Here is a 14878-nt window from a genome sequence, read left to right as displayed (position 1 = left end):
GCGTGGCACAGGTCTCGCTTGGAAGCCTCTCGGACCGCCGTACAATCGCGCCTGTATTCCGAATATCTAGAACGACAACGGATTCCCTATCGCCATGAGCCAAACCACCTCGCCCGCCTCCTCCACGCTTGCCGCGGGTGCCGCCGGAGCACCCGATCCGACCCTCTGGAACGAAGACCTCAACCCGACCCCGCCCGCCGCACGCACCTGGACCGCCGCCAACTACGCCGCGCTGTGGGTGTCGATGGTGGTGTCGGTGCCGGCCTACATGTTGGCCTCGGGCCTGATGAGCGAGGGCATGAACTGGTGGCAGGCCGTGCTGACGGTGTTCCTGGGCAACCTGATCGTGCTCGTGCCGATGGTGCTCGTGGGCCACGCGGGCACCAAGTACGGCATCCCCTTCCCTGTGCTGGTGCGGGCATCGTTTGGCGTGCGCGGCGCGCAACTGCCGGCCATCCTGCGGGCCATCGTGGCGTGCGGCTGGTTCGGCATCCAGACGTGGCTGGGCAGCCAGGCCATCTACACGATCCTGAACGTCGTCACCAACAACATGCTGGTAGGCAGCAACATTCCCGGCCTGGGCATCAACCCCGGCCAGGGATTCTGCTTTCTGCTGTTCTGGGGCCTGCACATCTGGCTGATCACCAAGGGGCTGGAGTCGATCAAGCGCTTCCAGGCGCTGGCCACCCCGCTGCTGATCCTGGCAGCGCTGGGTCTGGTCTGGTGGGCGTACATCAATGCGGGCGGCTTTGGCCCGATGCTGTCGGCACCGTCGGCGTTTGCCGAAGGCGGCAAGCGCGCTGGCGAGTTCTGGGGCTTCTTCTGGCCATCGCTTACGGCCATGGTCGGCTACTGGGCCACGCTGGCGCTGAACATTCCGGACTTCACCCGCTTTGCGCGCAGCCAGCGCGATCAGCTCGTCGGCCAAGCCATCGGGCTGCCGCTGCCGATGGGGCTGCTGGCACTGGTGGCCGTGCTCGTCACCTCGTCCACCGTGGTCATCTACGGCCAGGCTATCTGGGATCCGGTCACGCTGGCCGGCAAGATGACGGGCCCGTCGGTCATCGTCGCATTGCTGGCCTTGATTACCGCCACGCTGATGACGAACATCGCCGCCAACGTGGTGTCGCCGGCATATGACTTCTCGAACCTGGCGCCACACCGCATCTCGTTCCGCATCGGGGGCTACATCACGGCGGGCATCGGCCTGGCGATGATGCCGTGGAAGATCCTGGAGACCACCAAGGGCTACATCTTCACCTGGCTGGTCGGCTACGGCGCGCTGCTCGGGCCCGTGGCCGGCATCATGATGGTCGACTACTTCCTGGTGCGCCGCACCGTGCTCAAGACCGGCGAGCTGTTCCGCGTGGACGGCCCCTACGGCTATGGCAACGGCTGGAACGGCCGCGCCATCATCGCCCTCATCATCGGCGTGCTGCCCAACCTGCCGGGCTTCTTCAAGCAGGCGGGCTTTGTCGCCAGCGTGCCCGGCGTGTTCGAGGCGCTGTACACGTATGCGTGGTTCGTGGGGTTGGCGATTTCCGCCGTGGTGTACGTTATCTTGATGCGCGGCCGCCGCTGATCATTGAGCTGCGGGGCGCGCCGTACAATGCGCCCCATCTCCGAATCCCTGTATTCCCGCCTCGCCATGAAACAAGATCCGCGCTTCCCGAACCTGTTCATCCTCAATCACCCGCTGATCCAGCACAAGCTCACGCACATGCGCGACAAGGACACGTCCACGCGCACGTTCCGCGAGCTGCTGCGCGAGATCACGCTGCTGATGGGCTACGAGATCACGCGCAACCTGCCGCTGACCAGCCGCCACATCGACACGCCGATGGGCCCGATGGACGCGCCCGTCATCGCCGGCCGCAAGCTGGCCGTGGTGCCGGTGCTGCGCGCGGGCGTGGGCATGAGCGACGGGCTCGTCGAGCTGATTCCGTCAGCGCGCATCGGCCACATCGGTGTGTACCGCGATGAACAACACCGTCCGGTGGAATACCTCGTGCGGCTGCCCGATCTGGAAGACCGCACCTTCATCCTGTGCGATCCGATGGTCGCCACCGGCTACTCGGCCGTGCACGCCATCGACGTGATGAAAAAACGCGGCGTGCCGGATGAAAACATCCTCTTCCTTGCGCTCGTGGCCGCACCGGAAGGCGTGGAGGTGTTCCAGAAGGCGCATCCGGGCGTGAAGCTGTTCGTGGCGTCGCTCGATTCGCATCTGGATGAGAACGCATACATCATCCCCGGCCTGGGCGACGCGGGCGACCGCCTGTTCGGCACGAAGAACTGATTGCGCCGCACTTTGCGCAAACAAAAACAGCCGGCATTGCCGGCTGTTTGCTTTTGGGGCGAGGCAAACGCTCAGCGCCTCTTCGATCCGCCCAGGATGCTGCCCAGCACGCCGCGCACAATCTCGCGTCCAATCGTCGAGCCGATCGTACGTGTTGCCGATTTGGCCAGCGTTTCCACAATCGAATCGCCACGGCCAGTGCGGCCCGTGCCCTTGGTGAGGATCGAGCCAACCTCGCCCAGCCAGCCGCCGCCCTGTTGGGCGGGCGCCTGTGCAGGGGCAGGCACCGAACCGCTCGAGGCGCCAAAATCGGTGCCGATCGACCCCGAGGTCGATGCGGATGCCGCCCCACCGCCCGCGACACGACCGGTCAGGATTTCATACGCCGAATCACGATCAACGGCCGTGTCGTAACGCCCCGCCACCAGCGAGTTGGCGATCAGTGCGCGGCGCTCATCATCCGAGATCGGCCCGATGCGCGATGCCGGCGGCACGACAAACGCGCGCTCCGTGATCTCCGGACGGCCGCCTTCATCCAGCATGGAGATCAGCGCCTCACCCACCGCCAGTTCGCCGATGGCCTGTTCGATGCTGAATTCCGGGTTCGCGCGCATCGTGGTCGCTGCCGCCTTCACGGCCTTCTGATCGCGCGGCGTGAAGGCGCGCAGCGCGTGCTGCACACGATTGCCCAGCTGGCCGAGCACCGTGTCGGGCACGTCCGAGGGGTTCTGCGTCACGAAGTACACGCCCACACCCTTCGAGCGGATCAGCCGCACCACCTGCTCCACCTTTTGCAGCAGCGACGGCGGCGCGTCGTTGAACAGCAGGTGCGCCTCGTCGAAGAAGAAGGCCAGCTTCGGTTTGTCCATGTCGCCCACTTCCGGCAGGTGCTCGAACAGCTCCGAGAGCATCCACAGCAGGAACGTCGCGTACAGCCTGGGCGCGTTGAGCAGCTTGTCGGCGGCCAGGATATTGATCACGCCCTGGCCACGCACCGTCTGCATCAGGTCGTTGATGTCGAGCATCGGCTCGCCGAAAAACTGGTCGGCGCCCTGCTCTTCCAGCGCGATCAGGTTGCGTTGGATGGCCCCGATGCTGGCTGACGAGATGTTGCCGTACTTGTTCGTGTAATCCGACGAATGCTCGCCGACGTGCTGCAACATCGCACGCAAGTCCTTCATGTCGAGCAGCGCGAGACCGGAATCGTCCGCAATCTTGAAGACGAGGTTCAGCACGCCGGTCTGGATGTCGTTCAGCTCCAGCATGCGCGAGAGCATCAGCGGGCCCATGTCGGACACGGTGGCGCGCACGGGGTGACCCTTCTCGCCGTACACATCCCACAGCGTGACGGGGCAGCCGGCCCATTGCGGTTCTTCCAGGCCGCGCTCCTGCAGGCGGGCCTTGAGCTTGTCGTTCGACTGGCCGGGCTGCGAAATGCCGGTCAGGTCACCTTTCACGTCAGCCAGGAAGACTGGCACGCCGATCTTCGACAGGCCCTGCGCGATCGTTTGCAGAGTGACAGTCTTGCCGGTGCCAGTGGCGCCGGTGATCAGACCATGCCGGTTGGCGAGCTGGGGCAACAGCACCAGCTCAGTTTTCGTGTTCTTGGCAACGAGGATGGGATCGGTCATGGCATTCAGACGGGGATCAATCTTTGGGGGCGGGCGCCTATTGCTCGACCGGATGGACGGGTCGGCGGGCGTGTGCAGCATGCTAAAATCTGCGACCGATTATAGAGCGTGCTGGTGGCGTCAAACCGCCATCTGGGCGCCGGATTCCACAGCATTTCCACCGCATTCCGCTCGGAGAGTTTCATGGCCGGTCATTCCAAATGGGCCAATATCAAGCATAAAAAAGCCGCTGCCGACGCCAAGCGCGGCAAGATTTGGACGCGCCTGATCAAGGAAATCACCGTGGCGGCCCGCCTGGGCGGCGGCGATGCCGATTCCAACCCGCGCCTGCGCCTGGCCATGGACAAGGCCACCGACGCCAACATGCCCAAGGACAACATCCAGCGCGCCATCCAGCGCGGCGTGGGTGGCCTGGAAGGCGCGAACTACGAAGAAATCCGCTACGAAGGCTACGGCATCAATGGCGCGGCCATCATCGTCGACTGCCTGACCGATAACCGTACGCGCACCGTGGCCGAAGTCCGCCATGGCTTCGACAAGTACGGCGGCAACATGGGCGTCGCCGGCTCGGTGGCGTTCCTGTTCGACCACGTCGGGCAGTTCATCTTTGCCCCGGGCACGCCGGAAGACAAGCTGATGGACGCCGCGCTCGAAGCTGGCGCCGACGACGTCGTCACGCATGAAGACGGCTCGCTCGAAGTCATCTGCCCGCCCCACGATTTCGGCAAGGTCAAGACCGCGCTGGAAGCCGCTGGCTTCAAGGCCGAACTGGCCGAAGTCATCATGAAGCCGCAGACCGAAATCGTGTTCACCGGCGAAGACGCGGTCAAGATGCAGAAGCTGCTCGACGTCCTGGAAAACCTGGACGACGTGCAGGAAGTCTTCACCAACGCGGTCATCGAGGAATAAGCCCCAGACACGCGCATAACGGCGATCGACCTGACCGATCGCCGTTTTTGTTTTCCAGTTTTCGATTTTTTGAGTAGGTACAGCATGAAAGTGATGGTGGTCGGTTCGGGCGGACGGGAACACGCCCTGGCATGGAAACTGGCACGTTCGCCCAAGGTGCAGGTGGTGTATGTGGCACCGGGCAACGGCGGCACGGCGCTCGACAAACGCCTGCAGAACCTGCCGATCACGGACCCGGAAGTGCTGGCCGCATTTGCCGAGCGTGAAGGCATCCACTTCACGGTCGTTGGCCCGGAAGCCCCGCTGGCCGCCGGTATCGTCGATCTGTTCCGCGCCAAGGGCCTGCGCATCTTCGGGCCGACCAAGGCCGCGGCGCAGCTTGAGTCGTCGAAGGACTTCGCCAAGGCGTTCATGCAGCGCCACGGCATTCCGACTGCCAAGTATCAGACCTTCAGCGGCGCCGCGCAGGCGCATGCCTATGTGGATCAGGAAGGTGCCCCGATCGTCATCAAGGCCGACGGCCTGGCCGCCGGCAAGGGCGTGGTCGTCGCCATGTCGCTGGAAGAAGCACACAGCGCCATCGACATGATGCTGGCCGACAACCGCCTGGGCGATGCCGGCGCGCGCGTGGTCATCGAAGAATTCCTGGCCGGCGAAGAAGCGAGCTTCATCGTCGTGTGCGACGGCAAGAACGTGGTGGCGTTGGCGACCAGCCAGGACCACAAGCGCCTGCTCGACGGCGACGCCGGCCCCAACACGGGCGGCATGGGCGCCTACTCGCCCGCGCCGGTGGTTACGCCCACGCTGCACGCCCGCGCGCTGCGCGAGATCATCATGCCGACCATTCGCGGCATGGAAAAAGACGGCATCCCGTACACCGGCTTCCTCTACGCCGGCCTGATGATCGACGCCGATGGCAACCCCAAGACGCTCGAATTCAACTGCCGTATGGGCGATCCGGAAACGCAGCCCATCATGGCGCGCATGAAGACCGACCTGTACGACGTGCTCGACCGCGCCATCGACGGCAAGCTCGACGGCATGGAACTCGAATGGGACCGCCGTACCGCGCTCGGCGTGGTGATGGCCGCCCACAACTACCCGGATACCCCGCGCAAGGGCGACGTGATCACAGGCATCCCGAAAGAGACGGAAGACAGCGTCACGTTCCACGCCGGTACCACGCTCCAGGACGGCGTGTTGACCACGAGCGGCGGCCGTGTGCTATGCGTGGTCGGCTTGGCTGACACCGTCAAGGCCGCGCAACGTGCCGCGTACAACGTCATCGAGCAGATCCAGTTCGACGGCGCCCAGTACCGTACCGATATCGGCCACCGCGCCATTCGTCACTAAACCTGCTGTTTGACCGCGCCAGTGCCCCAACTCGGGGCATGCGCGGCATACGTCACCCCGGGTGATCCCCACCTTGCCCAGGCGGGCCCCCCGCTACAATGGTGACAAACGCATGACTCGGCCGCCCACGCGACCCTTTCCGATCTGATGGATACCCAAGCCGTCCGCGCCTACCTGCTGGACCTGCAGGACCGCATCACCACTGCCGCCAGCGCGCTCGACGGCGGCACCTTCCTCACCGACGCGTGGGAAAAACCGCCAACCGAGCGCCTGCGCGGCAGCGGCCGCACCCGCATTCTGGAAGGCGGCGCGTTATTGGAGCGCGGCGGCGTCGGCTTCTCGCACGTGATGGGCGACACCCTACCCCCGTCCGCCACCGCCAACCGGCCCGAATTGGCCGGGCGCGGTTTCGAGGCGATGGGCGTGTCGCTGGTCTTCCACCCGCGCAACCCGTACGTGCCGACGGTGCACATGAACGTGCGCTGCTTCGTCGCCGTGCGGCCCGATGCCGAGCCCGTCTGGTGGTTTGGCGGCGGCATGGACCTCACGCCCTACTACGGCTTTGCGGAAGACGCCTCGCATTTCCACCGCACCTGCCAAGGCGCCCTGGCCCCCTACGGCGACGAGCTCTACCCGCGCTTCAAGCAGTGGTGCGACGACTATTTCTACTTGAAGCACCGCAAGGAAGCGCGCGGCATCGGTGGCATCTTCTTCGACGACTTTGCCGAACTCGGCTTCGAGCGCAGCTTCGAGATGATGCGCTCCGTCGGCGACGCGTTCCTGTCCGCCTGGCTGCCCATCGCCGAGCGCCGTCACGCCACCCCCTACGGTGAGCGCGAACGCGCCTTCCAGGCCTATCGCCGTGGCCGCTATGTCGAGTTCAACCTGGTGTTCGACCGCGGCACGCTGTTCGGCCTGCAAAGCGGCGGCCGTGCAGAATCGATCCTGATGTCGATGCCGCCCGTGGCCAACTGGCGTTACGACTGGCAGCCCGAGGCGGGCTCGCCGGAAGCCGCGCTGTACACCGATTTCCTGCCGGCGCGTGACTGGGTATGACGCTTCCCGTTTTCGCCCGCCCCGATCTTGGACGCCCCTATCGCCTCGGCTTGCTGGGTGGCACGTTCGATCCGCCGCATGTCGGCCACATCGCCCTGGCCGAACTGTGCATCGCCCAGCTCGATCTGGACGAATTGCTGTGGATTCCGACCGGCGTGTCGTGGCAAAAGGCCGCCGACATCACGCCCGCCCCGCTGCGCTTTGCCATGACTGAATTGGCCGCCCAAGCGGTACGCGGTGGCCGCGCCAAGGTCCACGTGAGCAGCATGGAAGTCGACCGCCACGGCCCCAGCTACACCATCGACACCGTGCGTGAACTGCGCGGCGTCTACGGCCCGGACACCTCCATGGCGTGGCTGATGGGCGCCGACCAGCTTGTCGGCCTGGACACGTGGCACGGCTGGCAAGACTTGTTCGAATACGTTCACCTGTGCGTCGCCACGCGGCCCGGTTTTGACCTGCAGGCGCTGCATGCGCCCGTGCAACGCGAACTGGATGTGCGCCGGGGCGACACGGCATTGATACAATGCGCACCCGCCGGCCAGATGTGGATCGACCAGACCCTGGCCGTCGACCTGTCGTCCACCCGCCTGCGCCAGCAGCTTGCCGCAGGCGAGCGCTGCGACGCCGACCTGCCCGCCGGCGTGGCCGATCTGATCCAATCGCATTCGCTGTACCGCCGTGCCAATGGCACGGTCAGTGCCTGACCGCGCTTCCCAAGCGCTTTTTTGACCTTTTTTCTCGCCCTTTAAACGTTCTTCTCACTCAGTATGGATATTCGCAAACTACAACGCGTAATCGTCGACGCGCTCGAAGACGTCAAGGCGCAAGACATCAAGGTCTTCAATACGACGCACCTGACCGAACTGTTCGACCGCACGGTCATCGCCAGCGGCACGTCCAACCGCCAGACCAAGGCGCTCGCCGCATCGGTGCGTGACGCCGTCAAGGAAGCCGGCGGCCACATCATCGCCGTGGAAGGCGAAGACGTGGGCGAATGGGTGCTGGTCGACTGCGGCGATGCCGTGGTCCACATCATGCAGCCGCAACTGCGCCAGTACTACAACCTGGAAGAGATCTGGGGTGACAAGCCGGTGCGCATTGAACTCGGCGGCACGGGCAAGCGCGGCCTGCCCAAGGCCAGCGAAGGCTTTGACGACGAGGAAGACGAGGCCGAAGAGGTCACGCCGGCCAAGCGTCGCACCACCAAGCCGAAGCTTGCAGGCGAGCGCCCGACCAAAGCCGCAGCGCCGGCCAAAAAGGCGCCCGCCAAGACCGCTGCCAAGAAGCCCGCCACCAAGCGCGCAACCGGCACCGGTAAGCCCGCCACGAAGACGGCTGCAAAAACGGCGACCAAGACGGCAGCCAAACGCGCTCCGGCCAAGAAGCGCGCGGCGTAACGCCACGCAGGCCCTTTTGTCATGCAGCCATGCAGTTGCTGATCATCGCCGTCGGGCACAAGATGCCGTCCTGGATCGAGGACGGCTTCGCTGAATATGCCAAGCGCATGCCGCCCGAGCTGCGCATCGAACTGCGCGAGATCAAGCCCGAGCAGCGCTCGGGCAGCCGCACCGCCGCCACCGTCATGCAACTCGAAGCCGCGCGCATTGAAGCCGCACTGCCCAAGGGTTGCCGCATGATCGCGCTGGATGAGCGCGGCAAGGACCTCACCACCGTGGCACTCGCCGAGTCCCTCACCGGATGGCAACAGGAAGGCGGCGACATCGCCTTCGTGATCGGCGGCGCGGACGGGCTGGACCCGGCGCTCAAGGCGAAGGCTCGAATGCTGATCCGCCTGTCCAGCCTGACCCTGCCGCACGGCATGGTGCGCGTGCTGCTGGCCGAGCAGCTCTACCGCGCGTGGAGCATCACGCAGAACCACCCATACCATCGCGTATGACCATGGACGCACCTGGCGCGCCGCACCTCTATCTCGCATCCCAAAGCCCGCGTCGGCAGGAGTTGCTGCGCCAGATCGGCGCGCGTTTCGAGCTGCTGCTGGCCAGCGACGATGAAGATGCCGAAGCGCTGGAAGCCGTGCTCCCCGGCGAGACGCCCGACGACTACGTCCAACGTGTCTGCGCATTAAAAGCACAGGCCGCGGTGCGGCGACGCCTCGCTCGCGACCTCCCTGCGCTGCCGATCCTTACGTCTGACACCACGGTGTGCCTGGGCGGCGAGATCCTCGGCAAGCCGACCGACGCCGCCGATGCCCACCGCATGCTGCGCGGCATGTCCGGCCGCGAGCACCGCGTGCTGACCGCCGTCACCGTCGTCAAAGCCGACGGCACGCCCATGCACGCACTCTCCATTTCCGACGTGCGCTTCGCCGTGCTGACGGACAACGACATCGCCCGCTACATTGCCAGCGGCGAGCCGTTCGGCAAGGCCGGCGCGTATGGCATCCAGGGCCGCGCGGCCGCCTTTGTCGCCCATATTTCGGGAAGCTATTCGGGTATCATGGGTCTACCCTTGTTCGAGACCGCCGCGCTGCTCGCACAAGCGGCGATTGTGCTCTAACCCCAAGCCGTACACGCTGTAACCCGCACACCTATCCGTGTGCGAGGGCCGGTTTCAAGACACGCTTCGGGCGCGCACGACAAGCCCAGAGGCGGGTGCTGAAACCCGCTCTCCAGGTATCCCCATGTCCGAAGACATCCTCGTCAATATCACGCCACAAGAAACGCGCGTGGCCATCGTCCAGCAAGCCGCCGTTCAGGAGCTCCACATCGAGCGCACGCTTACGCGCGGCCTGGTCGGCAACATCTATCTCGGCAAGGTCGTGCGCGTGCTGCCTGGCATGCAGTCTGCCTTTATCGACATCGGCCTGGAGCGCGCCGCCTTCCTGCACGTGGCTGATATCTGGCACCCGCGCGATGCGAAGGACGCCCCGCCCACGCCGCAGGTCGCCATCGAGAAAACGCTGTTCGAAGGTCAGGCGCTGATGGTGCAAGTCATCAAGGACCCGATCGGCACCAAGGGCGCGCGGCTGTCTACGCAGGTCAGCATTGCCGGCCGCACGCTGGTGTACCTGCCGCAGGACCCACACATCGGCATCTCGCAGAAGATCGGCAATGAGGCCGAGCGTGAAGCGCTACGTGCCCGCGTGACCGCGATGGTGCCAACCGAGGAGCGTGGCGGCTTCATCGTGCGCACCATCGCCGAGGAAGCGACAGACGAAGAACTTGCCAACGACGTTGCCTACCTGCGCAAGATCTGGGCGACCATCCGCCACAACGCCACTACCCTGCCCGCGCCATCGATCCTGTATCAGGACCTGAACCTCGCACAGCGCGTGCTGCGCGATTTCGTGACGGACGAAACGCGCAGCATCCAGGTCGATTCGCGCGAGAATCATCAGAAGCTGATCGAATTTGCGCAGGAATACACGCCGGCGGTGGTCGAGCGCCTGACGCACTACACGGGCGAGCGGCCGATCTTCGATTTGTACAACATCGAGGCGGAGATCGAGCGCGCGCTGTCGCGCCGGGTCGATCTGAAGTCGGGTGGCTACCTGATGATCGACCAGACCGAAGCGATGACGACCATCGACGTCAACACCGGTGGCTACGTGGGCGCGCGCAACTTTGACGACACGATCTTCAAGACCAACCTGGAAGCCGCGCACACCATCGCGCGGCAACTGCGGCTGCGCAACCTGGGCGGCATCATCATCATCGACTTCATCGACATGGAGTCCGCCGAGCATCGCGATGCGGTGCTGGCCGAGCTGCGCAAGGCACTGTCGCGCGACCGCACGCGCATCACGGTCAACAGCTTCTCGCAGCTGGGGCTGGTGGAGATGACGCGCAAACGTACCCGGGAATCGCTCGCGCACGTGCTGTGCGAGCAGTGCCCGGTGTGCCAGGGCAAGGGCCAGGTGAAAACGCCGCGCACGGTGTGCTACGACATCCTGCGCGAGATCATGCGCGAGTCGCGGCAGTTCAATCCGCGCGAGTTCCGCATCCTCGCTTCACAATCGGTGATCGACTTGTTCCTGGAAGAGGAAAGCCAGCACCTTGCGATGCTGGGCGATTTCATTGGCAAGCCGATTTCATTGCAGGTGGAATCCTCGGCGGCGAGCCAGGAGCAGTACGACATCATCCTGATGTAGTCGCACAGCGCCTGACTCCAGGCGCTTACTTTTTTTCGCGCGGCAGGCGGCCTAGCAGGAAGAACTCCTCGTTCGGCCGCATCGAAATCACGTTCGCCATGCGGTTCGACAAGCCGAAGAACGCCGTGATACCCGCGATATCCCACACGTCTTCCTCATCGAAGCCATGCGCGCGCAATGCTTCGTAGTCGGCTTCGTTGACGGTATGTGAAGCGGTACAGACCTTCATCGCAAAATCGAGCATGGCGCGCTGGCGCGGGGTGATATCGGCCTTGCGGTAGTTGACGGCCACCTGGTCGGCCACGAGCGGATTTTTCTCGTAGATACGCAGGATGGCGCCGTGCGCGACCACGCAATACAGGCACTGGTTCGCGCCGGATGTGGCCACCACGATCATCTCGCGCTCGCCCTTGGTCAGGCGGCTGCCCTCACGCAGCATCAGCGCGTCGTGGTAGGCGAAGAAGGCGCGGCACTCGTCGGGCCGGTGTGATAGCGCGAGAAAAACGTTCGGCACAAAGCCGGTCTTCTCCTGCACCTCGAGGATGCGTGCGCGAATGTCTTCGGGAATGTCGGCCAGTTCAGGAACAGGGAACCGGCTGATGGGCGGCGTGGCAGTCACGATGTCTCCTTTGGTTTGAGCATCTGAGCACGCCGCCCGAAGGGCTAGAGACCGTCGAAAAATGAAGCGAAGCGGTTCTGACGGTTCAGCGCCGACGCTGACAGTACAAATCGTACGGCAAGGCGGCGCTGGGCCGTCAGAATCATTTTCTCGGCGGTCTCTACTGGGTGGCGAACTGGATGCGATGCAGTCCAGCATACAACCCATCGCGGTCGATGAGTTCGCGGTGCGTGCCGGCTTCGGCAATCTTGCCGTGCTCGAGCACGACGATGCGATCGGCGTTTTCGATGGTCGACAGGCGGTGTGCAATCACCAGCGTCGTGCGGCCTTCCATCAGCCGCTCCAGCGCGGCCTGCACCTGGCGCTCGGATTCGGAGTCGAGCGCGGAGGTCGCTTCGTCCAGGATCAGGATCGGCGCATCCTTGTAGATCGCGCGGGCAATCGCCAGGCGTTGGCGCTGGCCGCCCGACAGCTTCGAGCCGTTGTCGCCGATGTTGGTGTCGATGCCTTCGGGCAGGTTGTCCACCACATCCGTCAGGTAGGCCGCTTCCAGCGCACGGCGCACGCGCGCCATGTCGATCTCGGTGGCATCACGCGCGCCATACGCCACGTTGGCAGCGATGGTGTCGTTGAACAGCACCACGTCCTGGCTCACAAAGGCGATCTGACGGCGCAGGTCGTGCAGCGAGAGGTCGGCCAGTGCATCCCCATCCAGGGAAATGGTGCCCGAGGTCGGATCAAAGAAACGTGGCAGCAAGTTCACCAGCGTGGTCTTGCCGCTGCCCGACGGGCCCACCAGCGCAACGATTTCGCCCGGCTTGACGTGCAGGTTGATGCTGTCGAGCGCCGCACGACCATCTTCGCCATAGCGGAAGGTGACGTTATCGAAGCGGATGTCGCCGCGGGCGCGGTCGATCTGCTTGCCACCTTCTTGCGGTTCGATCGGCGTATCGATCAGGCCGAAGATGAATTCGGCGGCGGTCAGGCCGCGCTGCAGCGGCTGGTTCACGTCGGTCAGGTGCTTAAGCGGCGAGATCAGCAACAGCATCGCCATCACAAAGCCGGTAAAGCCGCCGACCGTGGTCTGGTTGGCCTGCGCCTGCAGCATGGCAATTGCCAGGATGATGGACAGCGCCAGCGCTGCCAGGAACTGCGTCACCGGCTGGTTCAGGCCGCCGGCCACGGCCACGCGCATGGCATAGCCGCGCAGCCGGTTGGTCATGGCGTTGAAGCGCAGCGATTCATACGCTTCGCCGCCGTGCAGCTTGACGACCTTGTAGCCGCCAACGGCCTCTTCCACCACGTAGGCGGCCTGGTTGGTCAGGTTCTGGCTTTCACGGTTGAGCGAGCGCAGGCGGCGGTTGATGCGCGACATCAGCAAGCCGATGACCGGCAAAATTACCGCCACCACCAGCGTCAAGCGCCAGTTGGTATAGAAGAGGAAGATCAGCAGCGCCAGTACCGTCATCGAATCGCGCACCAGCGTGATGAACACGCCGGTCAGCACCTGCAGCACCTGGTTGACCTCGAAGATCACCGCATTGATGATCGACGCCGCCGTATTGCGCTGATAGTACGAAGCCGGCGCCTGCAGCAGGCGCTCGAACATCTTCATGCGCAGGTTCAGCAGCACCTTGTTCGACACCAGGCTCAGTAGGTACGTCGACGCAAACTGCGCCACGCCGCGCACCACGGCAATGCCCACCAGCATGGCCGGCACCTGCCACAGCTTGCCGGCGTATTCGCCCCCGAAGCCTTGGTCCAGCAGGTCTTTCACGACCTTGGGGATGATCCCCTCCGTGGCGGCCACCACGCCCATGGCGACCATGGCCAGAACGAAGGCGGTCAACTCTGGGCGCAGGTAGGTCCACAAGCGCTTGAGCAACGGCTTGGTGGAAGAGTGGTCGGACTTTGCTTGTATACTCACGGCGGTTTTCGAATAAGGGTGGGCAGCCTGCGTCGCATGGCGACCGGCACTGCCGGCAAGATGCGTTGCTGCGCGTGCCATCAGACAGACGGGCGACCCGGCATTTTAGCGGCAATCCACTACCCGGCCCATCCCGCCGCGCAATCGCCGGACAATACGCACCCGCGCATCACCTGACGCTACCGCAATGAGTTCGCGCGTTCCCACGTTTTTTATCAATCTCGACCACGATACCGGCCGTCGCCACGCGCTGGAACGCCAACTCGATGCCCTGGGTCTGTCGCACAGCCGCTTTCCTGGTGTGTACGGCAAGGCACTGCCCGCCGACGAACTGTCGCGCCACTACGACCACGCCCGCGCGATCGCCCAAAGCCGTGAACTGACCGTCGGCGAAGTCGGCTGTGCATTAAGCCACCTGGGCGTCTATCGGGCGATGCTGGAACAGAACCTGCCCTACGCGCTCATCCTCGAAGACGACGCGAAACTCGGGCCGGACGTGGCCGCCGTGCTCGACGCCCTCGTACAGCAGGTATCACCCGACGAGCCCGTCGTCACGCTGCTCACGCACATCGATCGCTATTACAAGCGCAGCGCCAAGCCGCTGACCGCGGCTCACAGCATCGTCAAGCTCGCCAACTACCAGTGGCTGGCGCATGGCTATTTCGTCACACGCGCAGCAGCCAAACGCATGGTCGAGCAGCTTTACCCCGTGTGGCTGGCAGCCGACTACTGGTACAAATTCGAGCGCGAGGGGATCGTGCAGATGCGCGCGGTCGTACCGTATGTGATCGGCGTGCAGAACTTCGACAGTGGCTCCAACCTGGAGGCTGATCGTGCCATCAAGAGCCGCGAGGCAGATGACCGGCTGGGGGCTGGACATCATCTGCGTCAACTCTTTGTGCGCAAGTTTCTCTACCAGATCTTCGTACGGCCATTCCTTGGCCTCGCCAAGCAGAAAAAGACTTGGTGA

General features: G+C 64.3%; 14 protein-coding genes. 11 read left to right on the top strand and 3 right to left on the bottom strand.

Going from position 1 to position 14878, the window contains the following annotated elements; all coding sequences use genetic code 11:
- Nucleotides 1-94 precede the first annotated feature (94 nt).
- Both NG900_RS24205 and upp read left to right on the top strand, forming a co-directional pair.
- A complete protein-coding gene (locus NG900_RS24205; protein WP_252684557.1) occupies nucleotides 95-1582 on the top strand; it encodes an NCS1 family nucleobase:cation symporter-1 in 1488 nt (495 codons plus the stop codon).
- A 66-nt stretch (nucleotides 1583-1648) separates the two neighbouring features.
- The gene (gene upp, locus NG900_RS24200) at nucleotides 1649-2299 is read left to right on the top strand and encodes a uracil phosphoribosyltransferase (protein WP_252684555.1); all 651 of its coding nucleotides are present in this window, start codon (nucleotides 1649-1651) and stop codon (nucleotides 2297-2299) included.
- 71 nt (nucleotides 2300-2370) lie between these two features.
- Here upp and NG900_RS24195 read toward each other — a convergent pair whose 3' ends face one another.
- The gene (locus tag NG900_RS24195) at nucleotides 2371-3930 is read right to left on the bottom strand and encodes a helicase HerA-like C-terminal domain-containing protein (RefSeq protein ID WP_252684553.1); all 1560 of its coding nucleotides are present in this window, start codon (nucleotides 3928-3930) and stop codon (nucleotides 2371-2373) included.
- Between the two features lie 183 nt (nucleotides 3931-4113).
- On the opposite strand from NG900_RS24195, the gene NG900_RS24190 reads away from it, so the two are divergent.
- From NG900_RS24190 to rng, 8 genes are all read left to right on the top strand, one after another.
- Nucleotides 4114-4839, top strand: a complete 726-nt coding sequence (locus tag NG900_RS24190; protein ID WP_252684551.1) for a YebC/PmpR family DNA-binding transcriptional regulator — start codon at nucleotides 4114-4116, stop codon at nucleotides 4837-4839.
- 84 nt (nucleotides 4840-4923) lie between these two features.
- Nucleotides 4924-6192 carry a phosphoribosylamine--glycine ligase gene (gene purD, locus NG900_RS24185; RefSeq protein ID WP_252684549.1) on the top strand — a complete coding sequence of 423 codons (1269 nt, stop codon included), beginning with the start codon at nucleotides 4924-4926 and terminating at the stop codon, nucleotides 6190-6192.
- A 147-nt stretch (nucleotides 6193-6339) separates the two neighbouring features.
- Nucleotides 6340-7248, top strand: a complete 909-nt coding sequence (gene hemF / locus NG900_RS24180; protein ID WP_252684547.1) for an oxygen-dependent coproporphyrinogen oxidase — start codon at nucleotides 6340-6342, stop codon at nucleotides 7246-7248.
- On the top strand, nucleotides 7245-7955 hold the full coding sequence (locus NG900_RS24175) for a nicotinate-nucleotide adenylyltransferase (RefSeq protein ID WP_252684545.1): 711 nt from the start codon (nucleotides 7245-7247) through the stop codon (nucleotides 7953-7955). Before hemF ends, NG900_RS24175 begins: the two co-directional genes overlap by 4 nt.
- A gap of 63 nt (nucleotides 7956-8018) precedes the next feature.
- On the top strand, nucleotides 8019-8648 hold the full coding sequence (gene rsfS / locus NG900_RS24170; protein ID WP_252684542.1) for a ribosome silencing factor: 630 nt from the start codon (nucleotides 8019-8021) through the stop codon (nucleotides 8646-8648).
- Between the two features lie 29 nt (nucleotides 8649-8677).
- On the top strand, nucleotides 8678-9148 hold the full coding sequence (rlmH, locus tag NG900_RS24165) for a 23S rRNA (pseudouridine(1915)-N(3))-methyltransferase RlmH (RefSeq protein WP_252684540.1): 471 nt from the start codon (nucleotides 8678-8680) through the stop codon (nucleotides 9146-9148).
- Nucleotides 9145-9768, top strand: a complete 624-nt coding sequence (locus NG900_RS24160) for a Maf family protein (RefSeq protein WP_252684538.1) — start codon at nucleotides 9145-9147, stop codon at nucleotides 9766-9768. The genes rlmH and NG900_RS24160 overlap by 4 nt, the downstream gene beginning before the upstream one ends.
- 124 nt (nucleotides 9769-9892) lie before the next feature.
- Nucleotides 9893-11362, top strand: a complete 1470-nt coding sequence (gene rng / locus NG900_RS24155) for a ribonuclease G (RefSeq protein ID WP_252684536.1) — start codon at nucleotides 9893-9895, stop codon at nucleotides 11360-11362.
- A 25-nt stretch (nucleotides 11363-11387) separates the two neighbouring features.
- Here the strand turns inward: rng and NG900_RS24150 are convergent, their stop codons facing one another.
- Together NG900_RS24150 and msbA are read right to left on the bottom strand one after the other, a co-directional pair.
- On the bottom strand, nucleotides 11388-11984 hold the full coding sequence (locus tag NG900_RS24150; protein WP_252684623.1) for a peroxidase-related enzyme: 597 nt from the start codon (nucleotides 11982-11984) through the stop codon (nucleotides 11388-11390).
- Nucleotides 11985-12141: 157 nt separating this feature from the next.
- Nucleotides 12142-13866, bottom strand: a complete 1725-nt coding sequence (gene msbA / locus NG900_RS24145) for a lipid A export permease/ATP-binding protein MsbA (RefSeq protein ID WP_289813967.1) — start codon at nucleotides 13864-13866, stop codon at nucleotides 12142-12144.
- A gap of 229 nt (nucleotides 13867-14095) precedes the next feature.
- Here msbA and NG900_RS24140 point away from each other — a divergent pair, with 229 nt between their 5' ends.
- The gene (locus NG900_RS24140; protein WP_252684534.1) at nucleotides 14096-14878 is read left to right on the top strand and encodes a glycosyltransferase family 25 protein; all 783 of its coding nucleotides are present in this window, start codon (nucleotides 14096-14098) and stop codon (nucleotides 14876-14878) included.

It is taken from the genome of Ralstonia soli, from assembly GCF_023955655.1.
Lineage (GTDB): Bacteria > Pseudomonadota > Gammaproteobacteria > Burkholderiales > Burkholderiaceae > Ralstonia > Ralstonia soli.
Note: the sequence above shows the minus strand (reverse complement) of the source record. Positions and strands in the feature narration are given on the sequence as shown.

Coding starts and splice junctions, on each gene's coding strand:
- hemF (WP_252684547.1), top strand. CDS start 6,340: ATGGATACCCAAGCCGTCCGCGCCTACCTGCTGGACCTGCAGGACCGC.
- NG900_RS24175 (WP_252684545.1), top strand. CDS start 7,245: ATGACGCTTCCCGTTTTCGCCCGCCCCGATCTTGGACGCCCCTATCGC.
- rng (WP_252684536.1), top strand. CDS start 9,893: ATGTCCGAAGACATCCTCGTCAATATCACGCCACAAGAAACGCGCGTG.
- NG900_RS24140 (WP_252684534.1), top strand. CDS start 14,096: ATGAGTTCGCGCGTTCCCACGTTTTTTATCAATCTCGACCACGATACC.
- NG900_RS24160 (WP_252684538.1), top strand. CDS start 9,145: ATGACCATGGACGCACCTGGCGCGCCGCACCTCTATCTCGCATCCCAA.
- rsfS (WP_252684542.1), top strand. CDS start 8,019: ATGGATATTCGCAAACTACAACGCGTAATCGTCGACGCGCTCGAAGAC.
- purD (WP_252684549.1), top strand. CDS start 4,924: ATGAAAGTGATGGTGGTCGGTTCGGGCGGACGGGAACACGCCCTGGCA.
- rlmH (WP_252684540.1), top strand. CDS start 8,678: ATGCAGTTGCTGATCATCGCCGTCGGGCACAAGATGCCGTCCTGGATC.
- NG900_RS24190 (WP_252684551.1), top strand. CDS start 4,114: ATGGCCGGTCATTCCAAATGGGCCAATATCAAGCATAAAAAAGCCGCT.
- NG900_RS24195 (WP_252684553.1), bottom strand. CDS start 3,930: ATGACCGATCCCATCCTCGTTGCCAAGAACACGAAAACTGAGCTGGTG.
- NG900_RS24205 (WP_252684557.1), top strand. CDS start 95: ATGAGCCAAACCACCTCGCCCGCCTCCTCCACGCTTGCCGCGGGTGCC.
- upp (WP_252684555.1), top strand. CDS start 1,649: ATGAAACAAGATCCGCGCTTCCCGAACCTGTTCATCCTCAATCACCCG.